This is a genomic window from Shouchella hunanensis (assembly GCF_028735875.1).
Classification (GTDB): domain Bacteria; phylum Bacillota; class Bacilli; order Bacillales; family Bacillaceae_D; genus Shouchella; species Shouchella hunanensis.
Genome location: NZ_CP117834.1, coordinates 573,717 through 587,828, shown reverse-complemented (window position 1 = coordinate 587,828; position 14,112 = coordinate 573,717). Strand labels below are relative to the sequence as shown.

The window sequence follows — 14,112 nt, the reverse complement described above, 5'->3', positions numbered from 1 at the left end:
GTGTAACACTTTGTATTCCGCTCGAAAGTAAGCTACAATTAAGACGATTTTAGGACGAGTAGGAGGCGGTTTCGTGAGTTATGTAATGAACGATAAATTTAAACTGTTTACCATTCAATCAAACCCATTGTTAACGCAAGAAGTTGCCGATCAACTTGGTTGTACAATTGGAGAATGCACAGTGAATCGCTTTAGTGACGGTGAAGTGCAAATTCATATTCAAGAAAGTGTTCGTGGGGCTAAGGTATTTATTTTACAATCAACTTCTCAGCCGGGAAATGAGCATGTGATTGAATTACTCATTATGATTGACGCATTAAAACGAGCTTCAGCAGGGGAAATTAATGTTGTTATACCTTACTTTGGGTATGCTAGACAGGATCGAAAAGCTCGTTCTCGGGAGCCAATAGCTGCAAAGCTTATTGCGAATCTACTTGAAACTGCGGGGGCAGACCGAGTTGTAACAGTCGATTTACATGCTCCACAAATTCAAGGTTTCTTTAATATTCCTGTGGATCCATTGCAAGGAATACCGTTGCTGGCACAGCATTATATCAAGAAAAATCTTGTGAATCCTGTCGTCGTTGCTCCAAATACATCGGGCTTAGGACGAGCAAGGAAGCTAGCCGAATATATTGATGCACCGATTGCTTTTGTTGATAAGCGTCAACCTGAACCTGGTTTTGCGCAAGCGATTGACATTGTAGGTGAAGTAAAAGGAATGGATGCCATTATTATTGATGACCTCATTGATACAGCAGCAACGGTAACATTAGCTGCTCATTCTTTGGTGGAAAACGGTGCTAAAGATGTGTACACGTGTTGTACCCATCCAGTACTGACAGGACCAGCAATCGAGCGGCTAGCCATTGCACCAATAAAAGAAATTGTTGTGACGAATACGATTGAATTACCTAAAGAAAAACAGCTTGATAATATGACCATTTTATCAATGGCAGGTTTGTTAGCTGATGCGATCTATCGAATTTATAAGGAACAATCTGTTAGCACGTTGTTTCAATAAGTTCGCTCGTGAATAAGGAGTGGAGTAGAGAGATGTATAAATTAATTGCCATTGATATGGATGGAACGTTGTTAAATGATCAACATCACGTAACCCCAGGAGTGAAAGCTGCGTTACAAGAGGCTAAAGCAGCTGGAGTAACGGTTGTTTTATGCACAGGAAGACCGCTTGGGGGCGTTACGCGCTATTTAAAGGAATTAGAATTAACGGATGAAGATGATTATGTGATTGCGTACAACGGTTCACTTGTACAAAACACGCATACAAATGAAAATGTTGTCTCACTAACGTTACACTATGATGATTTACTTGAATTGTCTGCTACGGCAGAAGCTCTTCAAACACCGATGCATTTCTTTGATCAAGCGAAGTTATATACATTTAATAAGGACGTTTCGCCTTATACCATATATGAATCGTATGTTACACAAGTGCCTCTAAGTTTTCGAACAAAGGAAGAACTTGATAAAGATATTGTCATACCAAAGGTCATGTTCATTGATGAACCAAATCGTCTTGAGGAAACAAAAGCGGCGATTCCAGCTTCATTAAAAGAACGTTATGAAATGGTTCAAAGCGCTCCTTTCTTCTTGGAAATTCTCCATCCGGAGGCAAGTAAAGGAAATGCGGTCAAACAGCTAGCAGGCAAGCTTGGCATCACACGAGAAGAAGTCATGTGTATTGGAGACAATGGGAATGACTTGTCGATGATACAGTTTGCAGGCTGTGGCGTAGCAATGGAAAACGCCATTCCTGAATTAAAGGAAGCGGCTGATTATATTACAAAGTCAAATAACGAAGATGGCGTTGCACATGCTATTCGAATGAATGTGTTGAATTAACCGAGAGGGGTGTTCGTTAAGGTCTCTAACCTTAATCGAGCACTTCTTTTTTGTACGAGAGCAGGTGAGTAGAGGTCTGTCCGCTAGCATGATGATGAATGCGTAAATCGTACGTTGTCTTTCTTTTTCTTGTTTAATGAAGAAACGGTAAGGGAAGAGAAGAGTAGCAGACAAAAAGGGAGAGGTCATCTTGAGTACAAAACAACTACTAATGGTCGTAACAAACGGCGCAAAAATGAATAATGAACAGTTTGCAGGAATTTGGTTATCGGAGTTTACAGAGCCGTATGAAGAATTTACTAAAGCTGGTTACCATGTAACAGTTGCAAGCCCAAAAGGTGGTGAATCACCAATCGATGATGCCAGTTTAGAGAATGGCATCATTCCTGAGCAATGGCATGAACTAGCGGAGATGTTGAAGCGAACCATTCCATTGGCAGAGATTCAATCAGCTGATTATGATGGGATCTTTATGCCTGGTGGTCATGGGGCGATGTTTGATTTAGCAGACAACCCAGAACTCCAGCAACTATTACGTGATTTTTATGAAGCGGATAAAGTGATTGGAGCTGTTTGCCACGGACCGGCAGCATTAACAGGCGTATTGCTGGAAAATGGTGAGTTTCTTGTTGCGAATCGAAAAGTGACGTCCTTCACGAATACAGAAGAAGAAGGCGTTGAATTAGTCAATCAAATGCCTTTCCTATTAGAAACGCGTCTAAGAAAAGAGGGCGCTCTATTCGTAGGTAAAGGAGATTGGGAAGAAAATGTATACGCTGATGGGAAGCTTGTGACGGGTCAAAATCCACAATCATCCATTGAAACGGCAAAACAATTTATTAAAGCGATATAACAAAGAACACACTCCGATTTCCTAACGGAGTGTGTTTTTTTGCCTTTACTTATGAAGGGGGTTGAAGATCAATTCGAATAACTTCCGGTCGATTAAATAAGCGAAGGGGAAAAAGACTGTTTCCTAAGCCTCTACTCACAATCATTTTAGTATCCTCTTCCTCATATAAGCCTTCGCTATAGTCTGGAAAAAGCCCTTGACCAGGAGCAAGTAAACCGCCAATAAAAGGAAGGCGAACTTGACCCCCATGAGCATGCCCTGAAAACACCAAGTCTGCACTTGAATCTTGATAGATCGAAAACACTTCTGGTCGGTGGGACAGGAGTATCGTATAAGAATCTGCTGCAGTAGCTGGAATCGCTTCATCCAATAAATCCCTTACGATCTCTTCTGGAGAAGCAGTCCCCCTAGAATCAGGATCATCAATACCGACTAGTTGAAAAGAAAACCCTTCGTGCTCGATCGTTAATGATTCATTTCTTAGTACCGTTACACCAATTTCATCAAGTGTCTCTTCTAGCCCCTCGACAATACCTAAGCGCCATTCGTGATTTCCAGTTACATAATAGGTTGGTGCAATGGAAACCAATTCCTTCATTAAATCAACGCCTTCTCCATTGTTCGACGTATAGGAATCAATCAAATCACCGGTCATGAAGATGAAGCTCGGGTCTTCTTGCTGTACGATTTGTATGAGACGTTCATTTTTTTCACCGAATTCTGCTGAATGTAGATCAGATAAATGGACGATGGTGATACCATTGTGTTCAGCATCCATTTGTGCTACTTCGATTGAATGACTGGACAGGACGATTCTGTGGTTTTGTGTATAGAAAAAGTATATGGCTACAATGAATAGAAGGAGTAACACAAGAATGGTTTTGCGACTAAACAACAGGATAGCTCCTTTTCTTAACGTTCATTCTGAAGTTTCTCAATATCTGTTTGTCCAAATGAATCGTTCCAATCCACAAGCTGAATGCTGTCTCGATTCAATGTTGACAGCAAAGCGTCTTTTAACGAGACTTTTTTTAGTGAATGAAAATAAGCATCTTGTGCATCGGAAAAAATGGCTTCAAGTTGTAGAGAGCCAATTTTAGCAGCATCAGTTTCTGGAAAGACCCGTTCGATTAAACCTTCTGATTTCATGAAAGAGCCTTCTCCTTCAATAGCTCGTACAATATCAAGCATCGTAATCGACTCAGCTGGACGCGCTAGTGAAAATCCTCCGCTGTTTCCTGGTGTCGATTTAATTAATTCGTGAACGACAAGCTTGCGCATCACTTTCTTTAAATAAGATGGTGAGACATGCAATCGTGTCGAGATGGTATCGCTTTTAACATATTGTTGATTTGATTGCGTCGCAAGCATAACAAGTATACAAACCGCTTGCTCAACACCACTTTTTACTTTCATTATTGGATCGCACCCTTTTAATAAATTGCTCTTTGTTTTACTATAAAGTGAACAAGACAGCAACGCAAATGCTTTTTAAAAAAGAGAGGATGGATAGCCATTGTCAGATGAAGGATTCACATCACCACTAACGTTTATAGGATGCGGTAGTGCTTTTCATACAGCGTTAGGAAACAACGGCGGATATTTTTATCATAATCAGGAGTTAGGCATGTTTGACTGTGGGAGTGCCACATTTGAACGACTTCTTCGCTTTCGTGTCTTAGAAAATGTTGAAAGAATAACGGTTATGTTAACCCATACCCATCCCGATCACATTGGTTCATTAGGAGATTTTATTTTTTATTCCTACATAAAAATGGCGCCAGCCTTTAAGGCGAAGCTCTGCATTAAGGCACCACGGACATTGCTTATGCATGCAAAAGATTTACTGATGCGAATGGGCGTTGAAGAAGGACAGGCCATTTGGCAATCATTAGAGGAAGACTCGGCTTTTGGACCATACAATGTAACGGCTTTTCCTGCTGAACACGCTCCACATTTAGAGTGTTATAGCTATGAATGTGTGCACCAAGCGAAAAACGAACATTTTTATTATAGTGGCGATGCAAAAAACATACCCCAACCTGTTTTAAACCGGATGAATGAAGATTTTTATCAGATGGTTTACCAAGATACATCCTTTTTAGACTATCCTGGGAACGTGCATCTTTCGCTTTCAAAGCTTGAAGACCTTATCCCAACAGCGAAACGTCACGCAATTTGCTGCATGCATTTGGATGAGACCTTTCCTACTAATGAAGTCAAAGAAAAAGGTTTTCAAGTTGCAACAGATTATCAAGTGAAAGAAGTGGCTAGAGGATAATCCTCTAGCCATGGTTTATATAAATATCCCTCATCACATCTTCAATCGATTTGCCTTCTTCTAGTCGTAAATCTTCTGTATAGAACTCCTTCACTACTGTTCCATCTTTTAATAATACGGCTTTATCTATTAGGTGCTCAATATCACGTATTTCATGGGTCGTCACTAAAATTCCTTTGTCTTCAAGAAATCCGCTTGAAAAGAGCGAGGCAATTTCTTCTCTACTAAAAATGTCAATACCAGAGAAAGGCTCATCCATTAAAATATAGCAGGAATCTACTGATAAACCGAGAACGAGATTGACTTTTGCAACATTCCCTTTCGATAAATGACTAAGCTTTTGATGCTGATCTAGCCTAAAGAATGTAAGCAGTTCGCTACAGCGCTCATTATTCCAATTCGGATAAAAGTCTTTCATAAAGTCAATGGCTTCTTGGATCGAAAAACTAGGTGCCATAGGAAGTACATCTGGAATAAAGACAATGTCTCGATACTGTTGTGCTCGCAGCGGCTCGCCGTCAATTGTAACCTGGCCACTGTTAACAGGCGTTAAGTTTGCAATAGCTTTTAGTAACGTTGTTTTCCCCACCCCATTAATGCCAATCAAACAAGTGATTTCCCCTTTTTCAGCAGTGAAACGAATTTGATCAAAAATCACCTTACGACCAAATGATTTTGAAAGCTTTTCAACGTGAATCATGGGATGTACCTCCGTCCTCATAGCGATTGCGAATAATTGAAATGAGCTCATCAACAGACACATTGATTGTTTTCATAGAATCGAGAAAGAGATCGACGGATTCGTGAATTAGTTCCGCTCGAATTTGGTTTAGAATCTCTTGATCTTGCGTAATACGACTTGGTTTATTCCGTTCCGTTTCAATCAATTGTTGTTCCTCCATTTCTTTATAAGCACGTTGGGCGGTGTTCGGATTAATCTTTAACGTTGAGCCAAGTTCACGACGAGAGGGGATCTCTTGACCAGCGACTAAATGACCGAGTGCGATTTGTTCTTTAAAATGTCGAATGACTTGAATGTAGACGGGTTCACGGTTGTTAAACAATATATTCATGTCTTTTTCTGTCCCCCCTCTTATTCTTCGAACTGCATAGATGTAATCTGAACAATTCCATGCTCTTTTTTAATTGGTAGTTTTGCTGATAGTAAAGGATTGTTATCAGAAACATGAAAGAGCTCTAGTTGATATTCTGATCCATCTTCCTGACGAAGCAACGCAAGCTGATTATTATGATAAGCAAAGCTACTTGTAAGGCGCAAAGCAGGTAAATCTAATTCAAGCAGTTCTTCAGAAACGATGCCATCATCATTTAGTGTGACGGTTAGTAGATGCCCTTTTGTATTTCGTTTTTCTAAGAGGTGAAAACCATCAGGCGAAGGCGCAATCAGTGTATCTTGATAGGTTTGACTTGTCTCAAGTGTATAGAGTTTTTGTGATTGAAAGTGATAAATACTGTAGCCCATTTTGCCGTCTGAACGCTCATGGATGTAAATTGCTACAGGCTGATCTGGATGAAATGTAACGGTATGAGGTTCATGCGCATACTGAAAATCATCAAATTCCGTTCCTAGTCCCTCGATGAATTGTGGGCCGACTATGGTATCTGAATGAACCACTGTATTCGTCCCCAAATCGATTTCGTATGCATTAAGAAAGCCTTCTTGTTCTAAATACGTATAGTCTCCAGCTAAAAGAAGGAGTCGATCCCCTTGAATGATGCCATCAAGGTTGGAAAAATAGTGTTGATCAATAGGGATAGAAAGGGGTTCTTTTTGAACCCCTTGTTTTTCCTTAGAATGAATTGTTAAAAATTGTTTATACCCATCATCGTAGGATTCCTTTGATCCAACAGCAATCAAGTAGTCCTCGCTCTCCAATACAAGGTTTCGCTCCATAGGTGGAAGTCGGAAAAACCTTCGATCCTCGTGTAAAATGTGTTCAGCTTGCGCGCTATAGCTCATGTGACCATCAAGTGATCGACGGATAGGGCTCAATTCAATCGAATCACGTTCTTTTTGAAATAGGTAAGAACGAGAACCATTTCCTAGTCCATAGCCTTCAAAAGAAAGCTGTTCAAAGAAATGCCGATCCCCTTCAACAAGCTCCCATTCAAGTGGATGCTGAACAAATCGTTCTTCAATTGCGTTAACGGTAAATACTGTCACAAATGTAGCTATGATAAAGAAAAAAAAGAAACTAAATAAAAAATACCGTTTTTGTTTCATTAAACCGTCACCTTTCGTTGTAAGAGATAGATACATAGCAGGCTAGAAAGAATGCTCGTGATTACTAATGTGAAACCGAATACGATAAAGACTTCACTTTCAAATAAATGTAATTTCAACGATATGTACGTGCCAAGTCCATTGAACGCCACAGCAATAGCCATATAAGCTGCACCAATAAACCACCCTTTCATCCGAAACGAACGTTCAATGACGATAACAGTAAAAGCGACGGTTAAGAACGTGAAGCCAGTTCCATACATTAATAAAAAGGATTTAAATGTAAGCGGTAAAATTACCGAAAATACCTGTGAAAATCTTGCAATTGATGAAAGTACAAGTGGATTGCCCTGTAAAAATTCGCTAGGGACAGTTAAGTGAACAAGTCCTATTCCTGCAAGTATAATAAGATATTGAAGTGCAATCATTCCTAAGACAAAAGTGAAAATCGTACCTAATTTTGAAAAGTAAAGAGCAGATCGATGGATAGGGAGCGTTAAGAGTCGCTGTGCCATCGGATATTTCCCAACCCAATCTCTGTACCAAATGAAGCAGCTATAAAGCAACAAAGCGGCAATGGATATCATGATAGAAGCATGGATAGGAAAGCTATTAAAGACATGGACAAAGGATAACTGGTCTTGCTGTGCGATCTGATAGTATGTACGTCCACTTTCTCTCGCAAGTTCTTTATACATCTCCGCATGGGTATAAGAGCCGTACCATATAAAGAACAATTGAATGCAGGTAACAGCTATTACCAAGGCAAGATAGAGTTTCCAAATTCGTTTGTACTCAAACATCATGAGTTTAATAATCGACATAACTAACCCCCTGTATGTATTATTTGGTTCATACACTTGATGTGTGTATTATATGACTCATACAGTGAGTTGTCAAACCTATTTTCTGTTTTTTTTCACTTTTTTCTGGTATTTAATAAGCATGGGGCTGTCATATTGCCCAATGTAAAATTACGAAATTCGTGTAGGCAACGATTCGATTTTGTCGTACACTAAGGATATTCTTAAAGATATTGAGCATATTCGTGATAAGCCATGTGCCTCATGGAAATGAATAGGAGGAAGACCGTCAATTGAGGGCAACGTACGATCGTTCAAAGGCGGTTAATAGAATGAGTAGAGGACAGATAGAAAGTGCATTTCATACAGGAGATCACGAGAACATTGCGATCTTTGTTGATTATGATAATGTCTATTGGACATTAATGAATCGCTATAATCATAATCCAAATCATGAGAGTGAAGAAAAGAATCTATTCAATTCTTTATGGGAACGTTATGGTCAGGATCAAGTGCGAACGTTTCGAGCGTATGCAGATTTTCAACGAATCCGTTCTAGCTTAACGGATCTGCAAAAACAACGCGTTCAAATACGCCATGTATACTCAAATGATAAAGAAGGAGATTCTCGGAAGAACTCTTCTGATATTGAGCTTTGTATAGATGCAATTGAAATGACGTATAAAGATGAAAATATTTCATGTTATGTGTTTGTCACTGCGGATAGTGATATGGTACCGATTATGAGCCGATTAATGTACAAAGGAAAGCGAGTCGAACTCTATTATTTATCTGAAGCCGCACCAAAGCATACGGATATAACGAATTACTCTCATTATAGTGAGGACTTAAGAGAATTTTTACAGTTAGAAGTAAAAGAATATCATTTAGAATCCTATAAACTAGACGCTTTACGGTTTATTGAAGAGTGGGAAGCAAGATTTGGAACGGAGAACGAATTGTACCTAGGTGCACCGTGGTTACGAAATCAATATTCGGTGAAGTTCGGTATACCAGCAAATTCTGCAAGTGAACTGATCGATTTATTAAAGATTGAAAAGTTAATTGGGTCGGAAAACAAAGAGTTAAAAAACGGAGATGTCAAGCCAAGTATCGCGTTAACAGAAGAAGGACGCAATTGGTTAGCGCCCTTATCGAAAACGTAATGATTTGAATGATATGTTTGTCGAATCTTAAGGGTTGACTTGTAGATAAGTCTCTCATATTATAGGGATAGACAAATGATTCGTTACAATTCGATAAAACATTTATGCGTTAGACAAATTCGTTACGAGAGACAGGGATATACCTTGTCTCTTTTTGTATGTGTAAGAAATCTGTCTCATATTTTTTCTTTTCCCCGTTTACTCGATATTTAAACACCTGCATAAAATTTTTACAAATGGTTCAAAAAAAACAAGCGCCGCATATAGTATAAAGAAAAAATGGACAATAGCATGCATAGCTGTCCATCTTTTCGTCAAAACTAAAATAAAAACGTATCCAAATGAGGGATGACCTATGTACGGAACTCGTTTTTTAGTTGGTTTATTTTGGGGCGTACTCTTAAGCATCCCAATGTGGCTCATTGTGATTGTAACCATTTCGCTCATGCTTCGATAAAACAGATAGAGCTTCACATTGGGATTTATAGTAGTGTTTGTGCAGCGTCTATTACAATTTCAGTGCCACTAATATGTTTTGCTTCCGGAGAAGAAAGAAAATAGACCGTATTAGCCACTTCACTTGGATCCGCTGCGGGTACAGGAAAAGGGCTTATTTCTTTTTTGAACGTAAGGTTTTCTAAAGAAGTGTCATCACGATAGGTCCGTTCGTCAATACTCGTTTTAATAGCACCAGGACAGATGGTATTTACTCGAATGTGATAAGAAGAAAGCTCCAGTGCAGCCATCTTTCCGAAAGCGGCGATTCCTGCTTTAGAAGCGCTGTAGGCGCTCATCCCGATATTGGAAAAGGTTCTTGTCCCATTAACTGAGCTTGTTAAAATTATACTCCCACCGTCGTTTTTCATGAAAGGAATGGCATGCTTCACACTTAAAAAAGTACCTCGTAAGTTCGTGTTTATGGTTTGATCCCAGTCATCAGGGTGAAATGCTTCAATGGAAGTAACTTTCCCATTTATTCCAGCGTTAGCAAACAATGTTGAAATGGACGAGGTGTAGGTACCAATGGAAGAAAAAATGCGCTCCATCTCATCATTGTTTGAGATATCTCCTTTATACACAAGAATAGAGTGATGAGGGTATGCTTGTTTTAGTTCATTTAACTGTTCTTCATTTGCATCAATTAACGCTACTGGCACATTGTGATTAATAAATTTATCTGCTGTAGCACGGCCAATTCCAGAAGCTGCACCTGTAATAACGGCAAGATTCTTCATGACGATTCACCTCGTTTTCTTTATTCGCATGTAGTTCCCTATTTTCATTTTTTTAAACAGAAAGAAAAAGTGATAAAAGCGTATGGAGTGGCGCTTTCATCACTTGTGAAATGAAATATGCAATTTTGTACCGTTGTTTGAACAAATGTCGCCTTTTACCTAATTAAACACACCAAAACGTATGACTTCCTTTTCTTATAACACCAACCGTAAGGATGAATGCATATAGGCCAATTGGGTAAATTCTCGTTTAAAGCGTGTTTCATTTAGCTACGCTTAGTGATTGTAAATTGATCGTTCAATAGTAGCCAGTTTTGCGGGAAAGACAGCCCTAATTTCCAATAGCTAATACCACGCAATTCCTTTTCGCGAATAAGATTAAATTTTGCATTAATGGATCGAGCATCTTCGAACCACACCTCATGAGTAGCACCATTTTCACCAACATAAAAGTAATAAGGAGCCTGTGCGCTTTCATCGTATTGAATAACGGCATTGTTTTCCCGTGCAATGGTAATGGCTTGTTGGGGACTTACAGCACGAGCATACTCACCACCTGGTTCATAAGGCAATGTCCAATCATAGCCGTACAAATTTTGACCGAGCATTATTTTTTCAGATGGCATCTCAGACAGAGCATAATTGACAACGTCGGTAACGGGACCGATCGGGGAAACAGCGAGAGGAGGACCCCCTGAGTAACCCCATTCATATGTCATTAATACGACGAAATCAACAATAGTGCCATGCGCACCGTAATCATGGGCTTCATACCATTGACCCGTTTGGGTGGCGCTTGTTTTCGGTGCAAGAGCAGTGGAAACGAGCAATCCTTGTGGGTGTAAACGTTCAACTGCTTTTCGTAAAAATTGATTATACGGTTCGCGCATAGTTGCTGGAAGAAATTCGAAATCAAAATGTACATCTGAAAAACGTCCGACACGATTTGCCTCGGCAATAATGGAGTCCAGTAAAGCATTTTGAAGGGAATTATTTTCTAGAACGGTTTGACCGAGATCGCCACTAAAGGCTCCATCCTCCAGATTCGTAATGACCATCATTAATGATGCACCTGCCTGGCTAGCTATGTCAGGCAGAGGACCGAGGTTTAAATCACTCAGGCTGCCATCTCGTTCGATTTGGTAGCTGAAAGGCGCTAAGTACGTAAGTGATGGAACGGCGCTCTGAGCTGCCGTAATAAGACTCTCACTTAATACGTTATTAATAGGCTCAATGTAGGCGTTCGTTTCAATGTTGCTTTTCTGTAAAGGAGGGAAGTAAAGGCGTTGGCCGGGATAAATATTTTGGTTAGGGTTAAGTTGATTCAATTGAGCGATCTCTTGAACAGGAAGACCATAGCGATTAGAAAGGAGGGTGAGCGTGTCTCCTGGCTGGACAAAGTAATATCGGCCATTTATCGGAATAACGAGTGTCTGCCCAACGACAAGCTCATTGGGTGCATCTAATTCATTGGCGTTAATGACCTCTTCAGCTGAGGTATTGTACGCTTGAGAAATGCCGTAAAGTGATTCTCCTTGTTGCACAACATGAATTTGCACGATTCATCACCTCTGTAAGTACTAGTAATTGTATAAAGGTATGCGTAAAAAGAGAAAAAAAGAAGAATGTGAATGAGGAGATGTGTCATGGAACAGCTAAAAAAAGCCTGTCGAAAAAGTCGACAGGCTTCGTTCAGTTTATGTTTCGGCAAGTGCTTCGCGGAGCTGATTTCTAACATCTGCAATTTCTTTTTCGAGAGCGTCTAGCTGTTCAACGGCTTTTGCTACATTACCGCCTATCGTTTCAATTTTTTCGACGTCTCCTTGGATGCGAATAAAATCACTCTTTAGTTCTGCAAGCTCGTTTTCTAATTGTTGAACGGTTTTCATTCGTTTCACTCCCTAGAATGGAATAAAGAAAAAAGGGTGTATTACCCCTTTTTCAAAATATCAATAACGAATTGGGACCATGTTTCAAGGCGGTCGAATGTTTCTTTCTCGCTAAGCTGCTCAACCGTCAGCCACATACCCGCAAGTTGATTGGTTTCTTTTACTGTAACGGTTGCTTCTTCTGCTAGGTCTAATACAGACAAAATACCAATATGAACACGACCGACATCACTTTCATCATCATTAATAAGTCCAATGGTTTTCATACCTTTTATATGTGTAGGGTCGAATTGAAGTTCTTCATGTAATTCTCTTTCTGTATTCGCCTCAAGCATATCTTTAAAATCTGATGACGATGTAGCGTTCATATGACCACCAAAACCAATGGATAACTTTTGGTGTAGTCTCGCTTCTCCGCCGCCTTTTAACCGCTCATATGCGTAAATAGCTGATCCTTTACGAATGACGACATATGGAATGGGTTGCTTGTATAACTCGTCTTCCTCAGCGTTTCCTCGTCTCATCTCGCTAAAATGGCGATTAATCCGATTCATAATGGTCGCAACTTGCTCATGGTTACTAACAACGCCTTGAAATGCAAGAGACTCATCATGGAAAACGTGTTTACGTGGTGCAACAACAATCATTTCATCCATCTTGCCCATCATAGTACCTCCTTGTCAAAAAAACGATTAACTTCTACATTATCTTACACTGCATCTTAAGACGCAAGAAGAAAAGAGCAAGATGATCCTGCTCTTTTTTCTTTAGTATACTTATGTTTGATCGGCAAAAAAGAAATCATCGTCTCGTAATGGCTCGACTGTTGCTTTTTTATAGCCGTTTCCTTTCATTGAGAAGAAATCATGTGACTTTGTTTTTGTATTTAAGCCGTTCAGAACGATTGGATTAATCTCTTCATCTTCAAAGTAGGGATCAAATCCAAGGTTCATTAGTGCTTTGTTTGCATTGTAACGAATAAACTTTTTAACATCGTGTGACAAGCCAACTGGGTCATACAATTCTTCTGTGTAAGCAAGCTCATTCTTGTAAAGTTCTTTTAATAAATCAATTGAAAACTCTTTTAAAGCTGTTTGCGTATCAGGTGTTTGTTTATTGAAAATTTCTTGAGCCAGTAAACCAACGTATACGCCATGAATAGCCTCGTCACGGAGAATTAAGTTAATAATTTCTCCACTTTGCATAAGCTTACCTTGCCCATAGAAATAAAGAGGGTAATAAAATCCACTGTAAAACAAGAAACTTTCTAAGTAAACCGATGCGACCATTGCTTTAAATAGTGAAATCTCATCGCCTGTTTGAATCGCTTTATAAAGAGAAACGATCATATCTGCTTTTTTCTGCAAACGAGGATTTTCTTTTACCCATTCAAATACATCATTAATTTGCTCGGTTGTGGCAAGAGTCATAAAGATGTTTGAATAGGATTTTGCATGAACAGCATTTTCCATCATCGCCATAAAATTAAGAACCGCTTTTCGCTGATGGCCGTTCACATGTTCAGCAACAATGGGCATTCCTGTATTGCCTTGCTCCGTATCAAGTAAGGTTAGCCCGGCTAACACTTTCATATACGTATCCTTTTCGTTAGCAGATAAGTACTTCCATGTAAGAAGGTCGCCATTTAAAGCGACTTCTTCAGGAAGCCAAAACTGTTTAACGTTTTGGTTGTAAAACATTTGCGTAAAATCATCTTCGTGCTTTGACCAATTTGCTGCGTCGTAAACGTGTGTCATAGGTTGCGCTCCTTTTT

At 39.6% G+C, this 14,112-nt stretch carries 16 protein-coding genes; 5 read left to right on the top strand and 11 right to left on the bottom strand.

All coding sequences use genetic code 11. The features are described 5' to 3' along the window. Positions 1-85 precede the first annotated feature (85 nt). The 3 genes from PQ477_RS03160 (at position 86) to PQ477_RS03150 (ending at position 2,719) form a co-directional block, all read left to right on the top strand. Positions 86-1,024 (top strand): ribose-phosphate diphosphokinase, encoded by a 939-nt coding sequence (locus PQ477_RS03160; RefSeq protein ID WP_035397664.1) that lies wholly within the window; start codon positions 86-88, stop codon positions 1,022-1,024. A gap of 32 nt (positions 1,025-1,056) precedes the next feature. Further along, positions 1,057-1,866 carry a sugar-phosphatase gene (gene yidA, locus PQ477_RS03155; RefSeq protein ID WP_060705712.1) on the top strand — a complete coding sequence of 270 codons (810 nt, stop codon included), beginning with the start codon at positions 1,057-1,059 and terminating at the stop codon, positions 1,864-1,866. Between the two features lie 190 nt (positions 1,867-2,056). Continuing rightward, positions 2,057-2,719 carry a type 1 glutamine amidotransferase domain-containing protein gene (locus PQ477_RS03150; RefSeq protein WP_144559485.1) on the top strand — a complete coding sequence of 221 codons (663 nt, stop codon included), beginning with the start codon at positions 2,057-2,059 and terminating at the stop codon, positions 2,717-2,719. Positions 2,720-2,768: 49 nt separating this feature from the next. Here PQ477_RS03150 and PQ477_RS03145 read toward each other — a convergent pair whose 3' ends face one another. Both PQ477_RS03145 and PQ477_RS03140 read right to left on the bottom strand, forming a co-directional pair. After that, positions 2,769-3,614, bottom strand: a complete 846-nt coding sequence (locus tag PQ477_RS03145) for a metallophosphoesterase (RefSeq protein ID WP_035397650.1) — start codon at positions 3,612-3,614, stop codon at positions 2,769-2,771. Positions 3,615-3,631: 17 nt separating this feature from the next. Further along, positions 3,632-4,135, bottom strand: a complete 504-nt coding sequence (locus PQ477_RS03140; RefSeq protein WP_035397649.1) for an Rrf2 family transcriptional regulator — start codon at positions 4,133-4,135, stop codon at positions 3,632-3,634. A 100-nt stretch (positions 4,136-4,235) separates the two neighbouring features. Between PQ477_RS03140 and PQ477_RS03135 the strand changes: the two genes are divergently transcribed. Continuing rightward, complete coding sequence (locus PQ477_RS03135) at positions 4,236-5,000, top strand: MBL fold metallo-hydrolase (RefSeq protein ID WP_035397646.1); 765 nt, start codon at positions 4,236-4,238, stop codon at positions 4,998-5,000. Between the two features lie 4 nt (positions 5,001-5,004). Here PQ477_RS03135 and PQ477_RS03130 read toward each other — a convergent pair whose 3' ends face one another. From PQ477_RS03130 to PQ477_RS03115, 4 genes are read right to left on the bottom strand one after another with little or no spacing between them, the layout of a single operon-like run. Next, the gene (locus tag PQ477_RS03130; protein WP_060705717.1) at positions 5,005-5,700 is read right to left on the bottom strand and encodes an ATP-binding cassette domain-containing protein; all 696 of its coding nucleotides are present in this window, start codon (positions 5,698-5,700) and stop codon (positions 5,005-5,007) included. Beyond that, a complete protein-coding gene (locus tag PQ477_RS03125) occupies positions 5,687-6,073 on the bottom strand; it encodes a GntR family transcriptional regulator (protein ID WP_035397644.1) in 387 nt (128 codons plus the stop codon). The genes PQ477_RS03130 and PQ477_RS03125 overlap by 14 nt, the downstream gene beginning before the upstream one ends. A gap of 20 nt (positions 6,074-6,093) precedes the next feature. Continuing rightward, positions 6,094-7,245: a hypothetical protein gene (locus PQ477_RS03120; protein ID WP_035397642.1), complete on the bottom strand. Its 1,152-nt coding sequence runs from the start codon at positions 7,243-7,245 to the stop codon at positions 6,094-6,096. Beyond that, a complete protein-coding gene (locus tag PQ477_RS03115) occupies positions 7,245-8,069 on the bottom strand; it encodes a hypothetical protein (protein WP_035397640.1) in 825 nt (274 codons plus the stop codon). The genes PQ477_RS03120 and PQ477_RS03115 overlap by 1 nt, the downstream gene beginning before the upstream one ends. Positions 8,070-8,380: 311 nt before the next feature. Between PQ477_RS03115 and PQ477_RS03110 the strand changes: the two genes are divergently transcribed. Further along, on the top strand, positions 8,381-9,214 hold the full coding sequence (locus tag PQ477_RS03110; protein ID WP_035397657.1) for an NYN domain-containing protein: 834 nt from the start codon (positions 8,381-8,383) through the stop codon (positions 9,212-9,214). A gap of 482 nt (positions 9,215-9,696) precedes the next feature. Here PQ477_RS03110 and PQ477_RS03105 read toward each other — a convergent pair whose 3' ends face one another. The 5 genes from PQ477_RS03105 to nrdF form a co-directional block, all read right to left on the bottom strand. After that, a complete protein-coding gene (locus PQ477_RS03105) occupies positions 9,697-10,449 on the bottom strand; it encodes an SDR family oxidoreductase (RefSeq protein WP_144559481.1) in 753 nt (250 codons plus the stop codon). A 266-nt stretch (positions 10,450-10,715) separates the two neighbouring features. Next, a complete protein-coding gene (locus tag PQ477_RS03100; RefSeq protein WP_035397637.1) occupies positions 10,716-12,008 on the bottom strand; it encodes a glycoside hydrolase family 18 protein in 1,293 nt (430 codons plus the stop codon). Between the two features lie 138 nt (positions 12,009-12,146). After that, positions 12,147-12,338 (bottom strand): SE1832 family protein, encoded by a 192-nt coding sequence (locus PQ477_RS03095; protein ID WP_035397635.1) that lies wholly within the window; start codon positions 12,336-12,338, stop codon positions 12,147-12,149. A 41-nt stretch (positions 12,339-12,379) separates the two neighbouring features. Continuing rightward, positions 12,380-13,003 carry a hypothetical protein gene (locus PQ477_RS03090; protein WP_035397633.1) on the bottom strand — a complete coding sequence of 208 codons (624 nt, stop codon included), beginning with the start codon at positions 13,001-13,003 and terminating at the stop codon, positions 12,380-12,382. Positions 13,004-13,114: 111 nt separating this feature from the next. Then, positions 13,115-14,095, bottom strand: coding sequence for a class 1b ribonucleoside-diphosphate reductase subunit beta (gene nrdF, locus PQ477_RS03085; protein WP_144559480.1), 981 nt, complete (start codon positions 14,093-14,095; stop codon positions 13,115-13,117). Between the last annotated feature and the right edge of the window lie 17 nt (positions 14,096-14,112).

Coding starts and splice junctions, on each gene's coding strand:
- PQ477_RS03115 (WP_035397640.1), bottom strand. CDS start 8,069: ATGTCGATTATTAAACTCATGATGTTTGAGTACAAACGAATTTGGAAA.
- yidA (WP_060705712.1), top strand. CDS start 1,057: ATGTATAAATTAATTGCCATTGATATGGATGGAACGTTGTTAAATGAT.
- PQ477_RS03120 (WP_035397642.1), bottom strand. CDS start 7,245: ATGAAACAAAAACGGTATTTTTTATTTAGTTTCTTTTTTTTCTTTATC.
- PQ477_RS03130 (WP_060705717.1), bottom strand. CDS start 5,700: ATGATTCACGTTGAAAAGCTTTCAAAATCATTTGGTCGTAAGGTGATT.
- PQ477_RS03140 (WP_035397649.1), bottom strand. CDS start 4,135: ATGAAAGTAAAAAGTGGTGTTGAGCAAGCGGTTTGTATACTTGTTATG.
- PQ477_RS03095 (WP_035397635.1), bottom strand. CDS start 12,338: ATGAAAACCGTTCAACAATTAGAAAACGAGCTTGCAGAACTAAAGAGT.
- PQ477_RS03105 (WP_144559481.1), bottom strand. CDS start 10,449: ATGAAGAATCTTGCCGTTATTACAGGTGCAGCTTCTGGAATTGGCCGT.
- nrdF (WP_144559480.1), bottom strand. CDS start 14,095: ATGACACACGTTTACGACGCAGCAAATTGGTCAAAGCACGAAGATGAT.
- PQ477_RS03125 (WP_035397644.1), bottom strand. CDS start 6,073: ATGAATATATTGTTTAACAACCGTGAACCCGTCTACATTCAAGTCATT.
- PQ477_RS03110 (WP_035397657.1), top strand. CDS start 8,381: ATGAGTAGAGGACAGATAGAAAGTGCATTTCATACAGGAGATCACGAG.
- PQ477_RS03160 (WP_035397664.1), top strand. CDS start 86: ATGAACGATAAATTTAAACTGTTTACCATTCAATCAAACCCATTGTTA.
- PQ477_RS03090 (WP_035397633.1), bottom strand. CDS start 13,003: ATGGGCAAGATGGATGAAATGATTGTTGTTGCACCACGTAAACACGTT.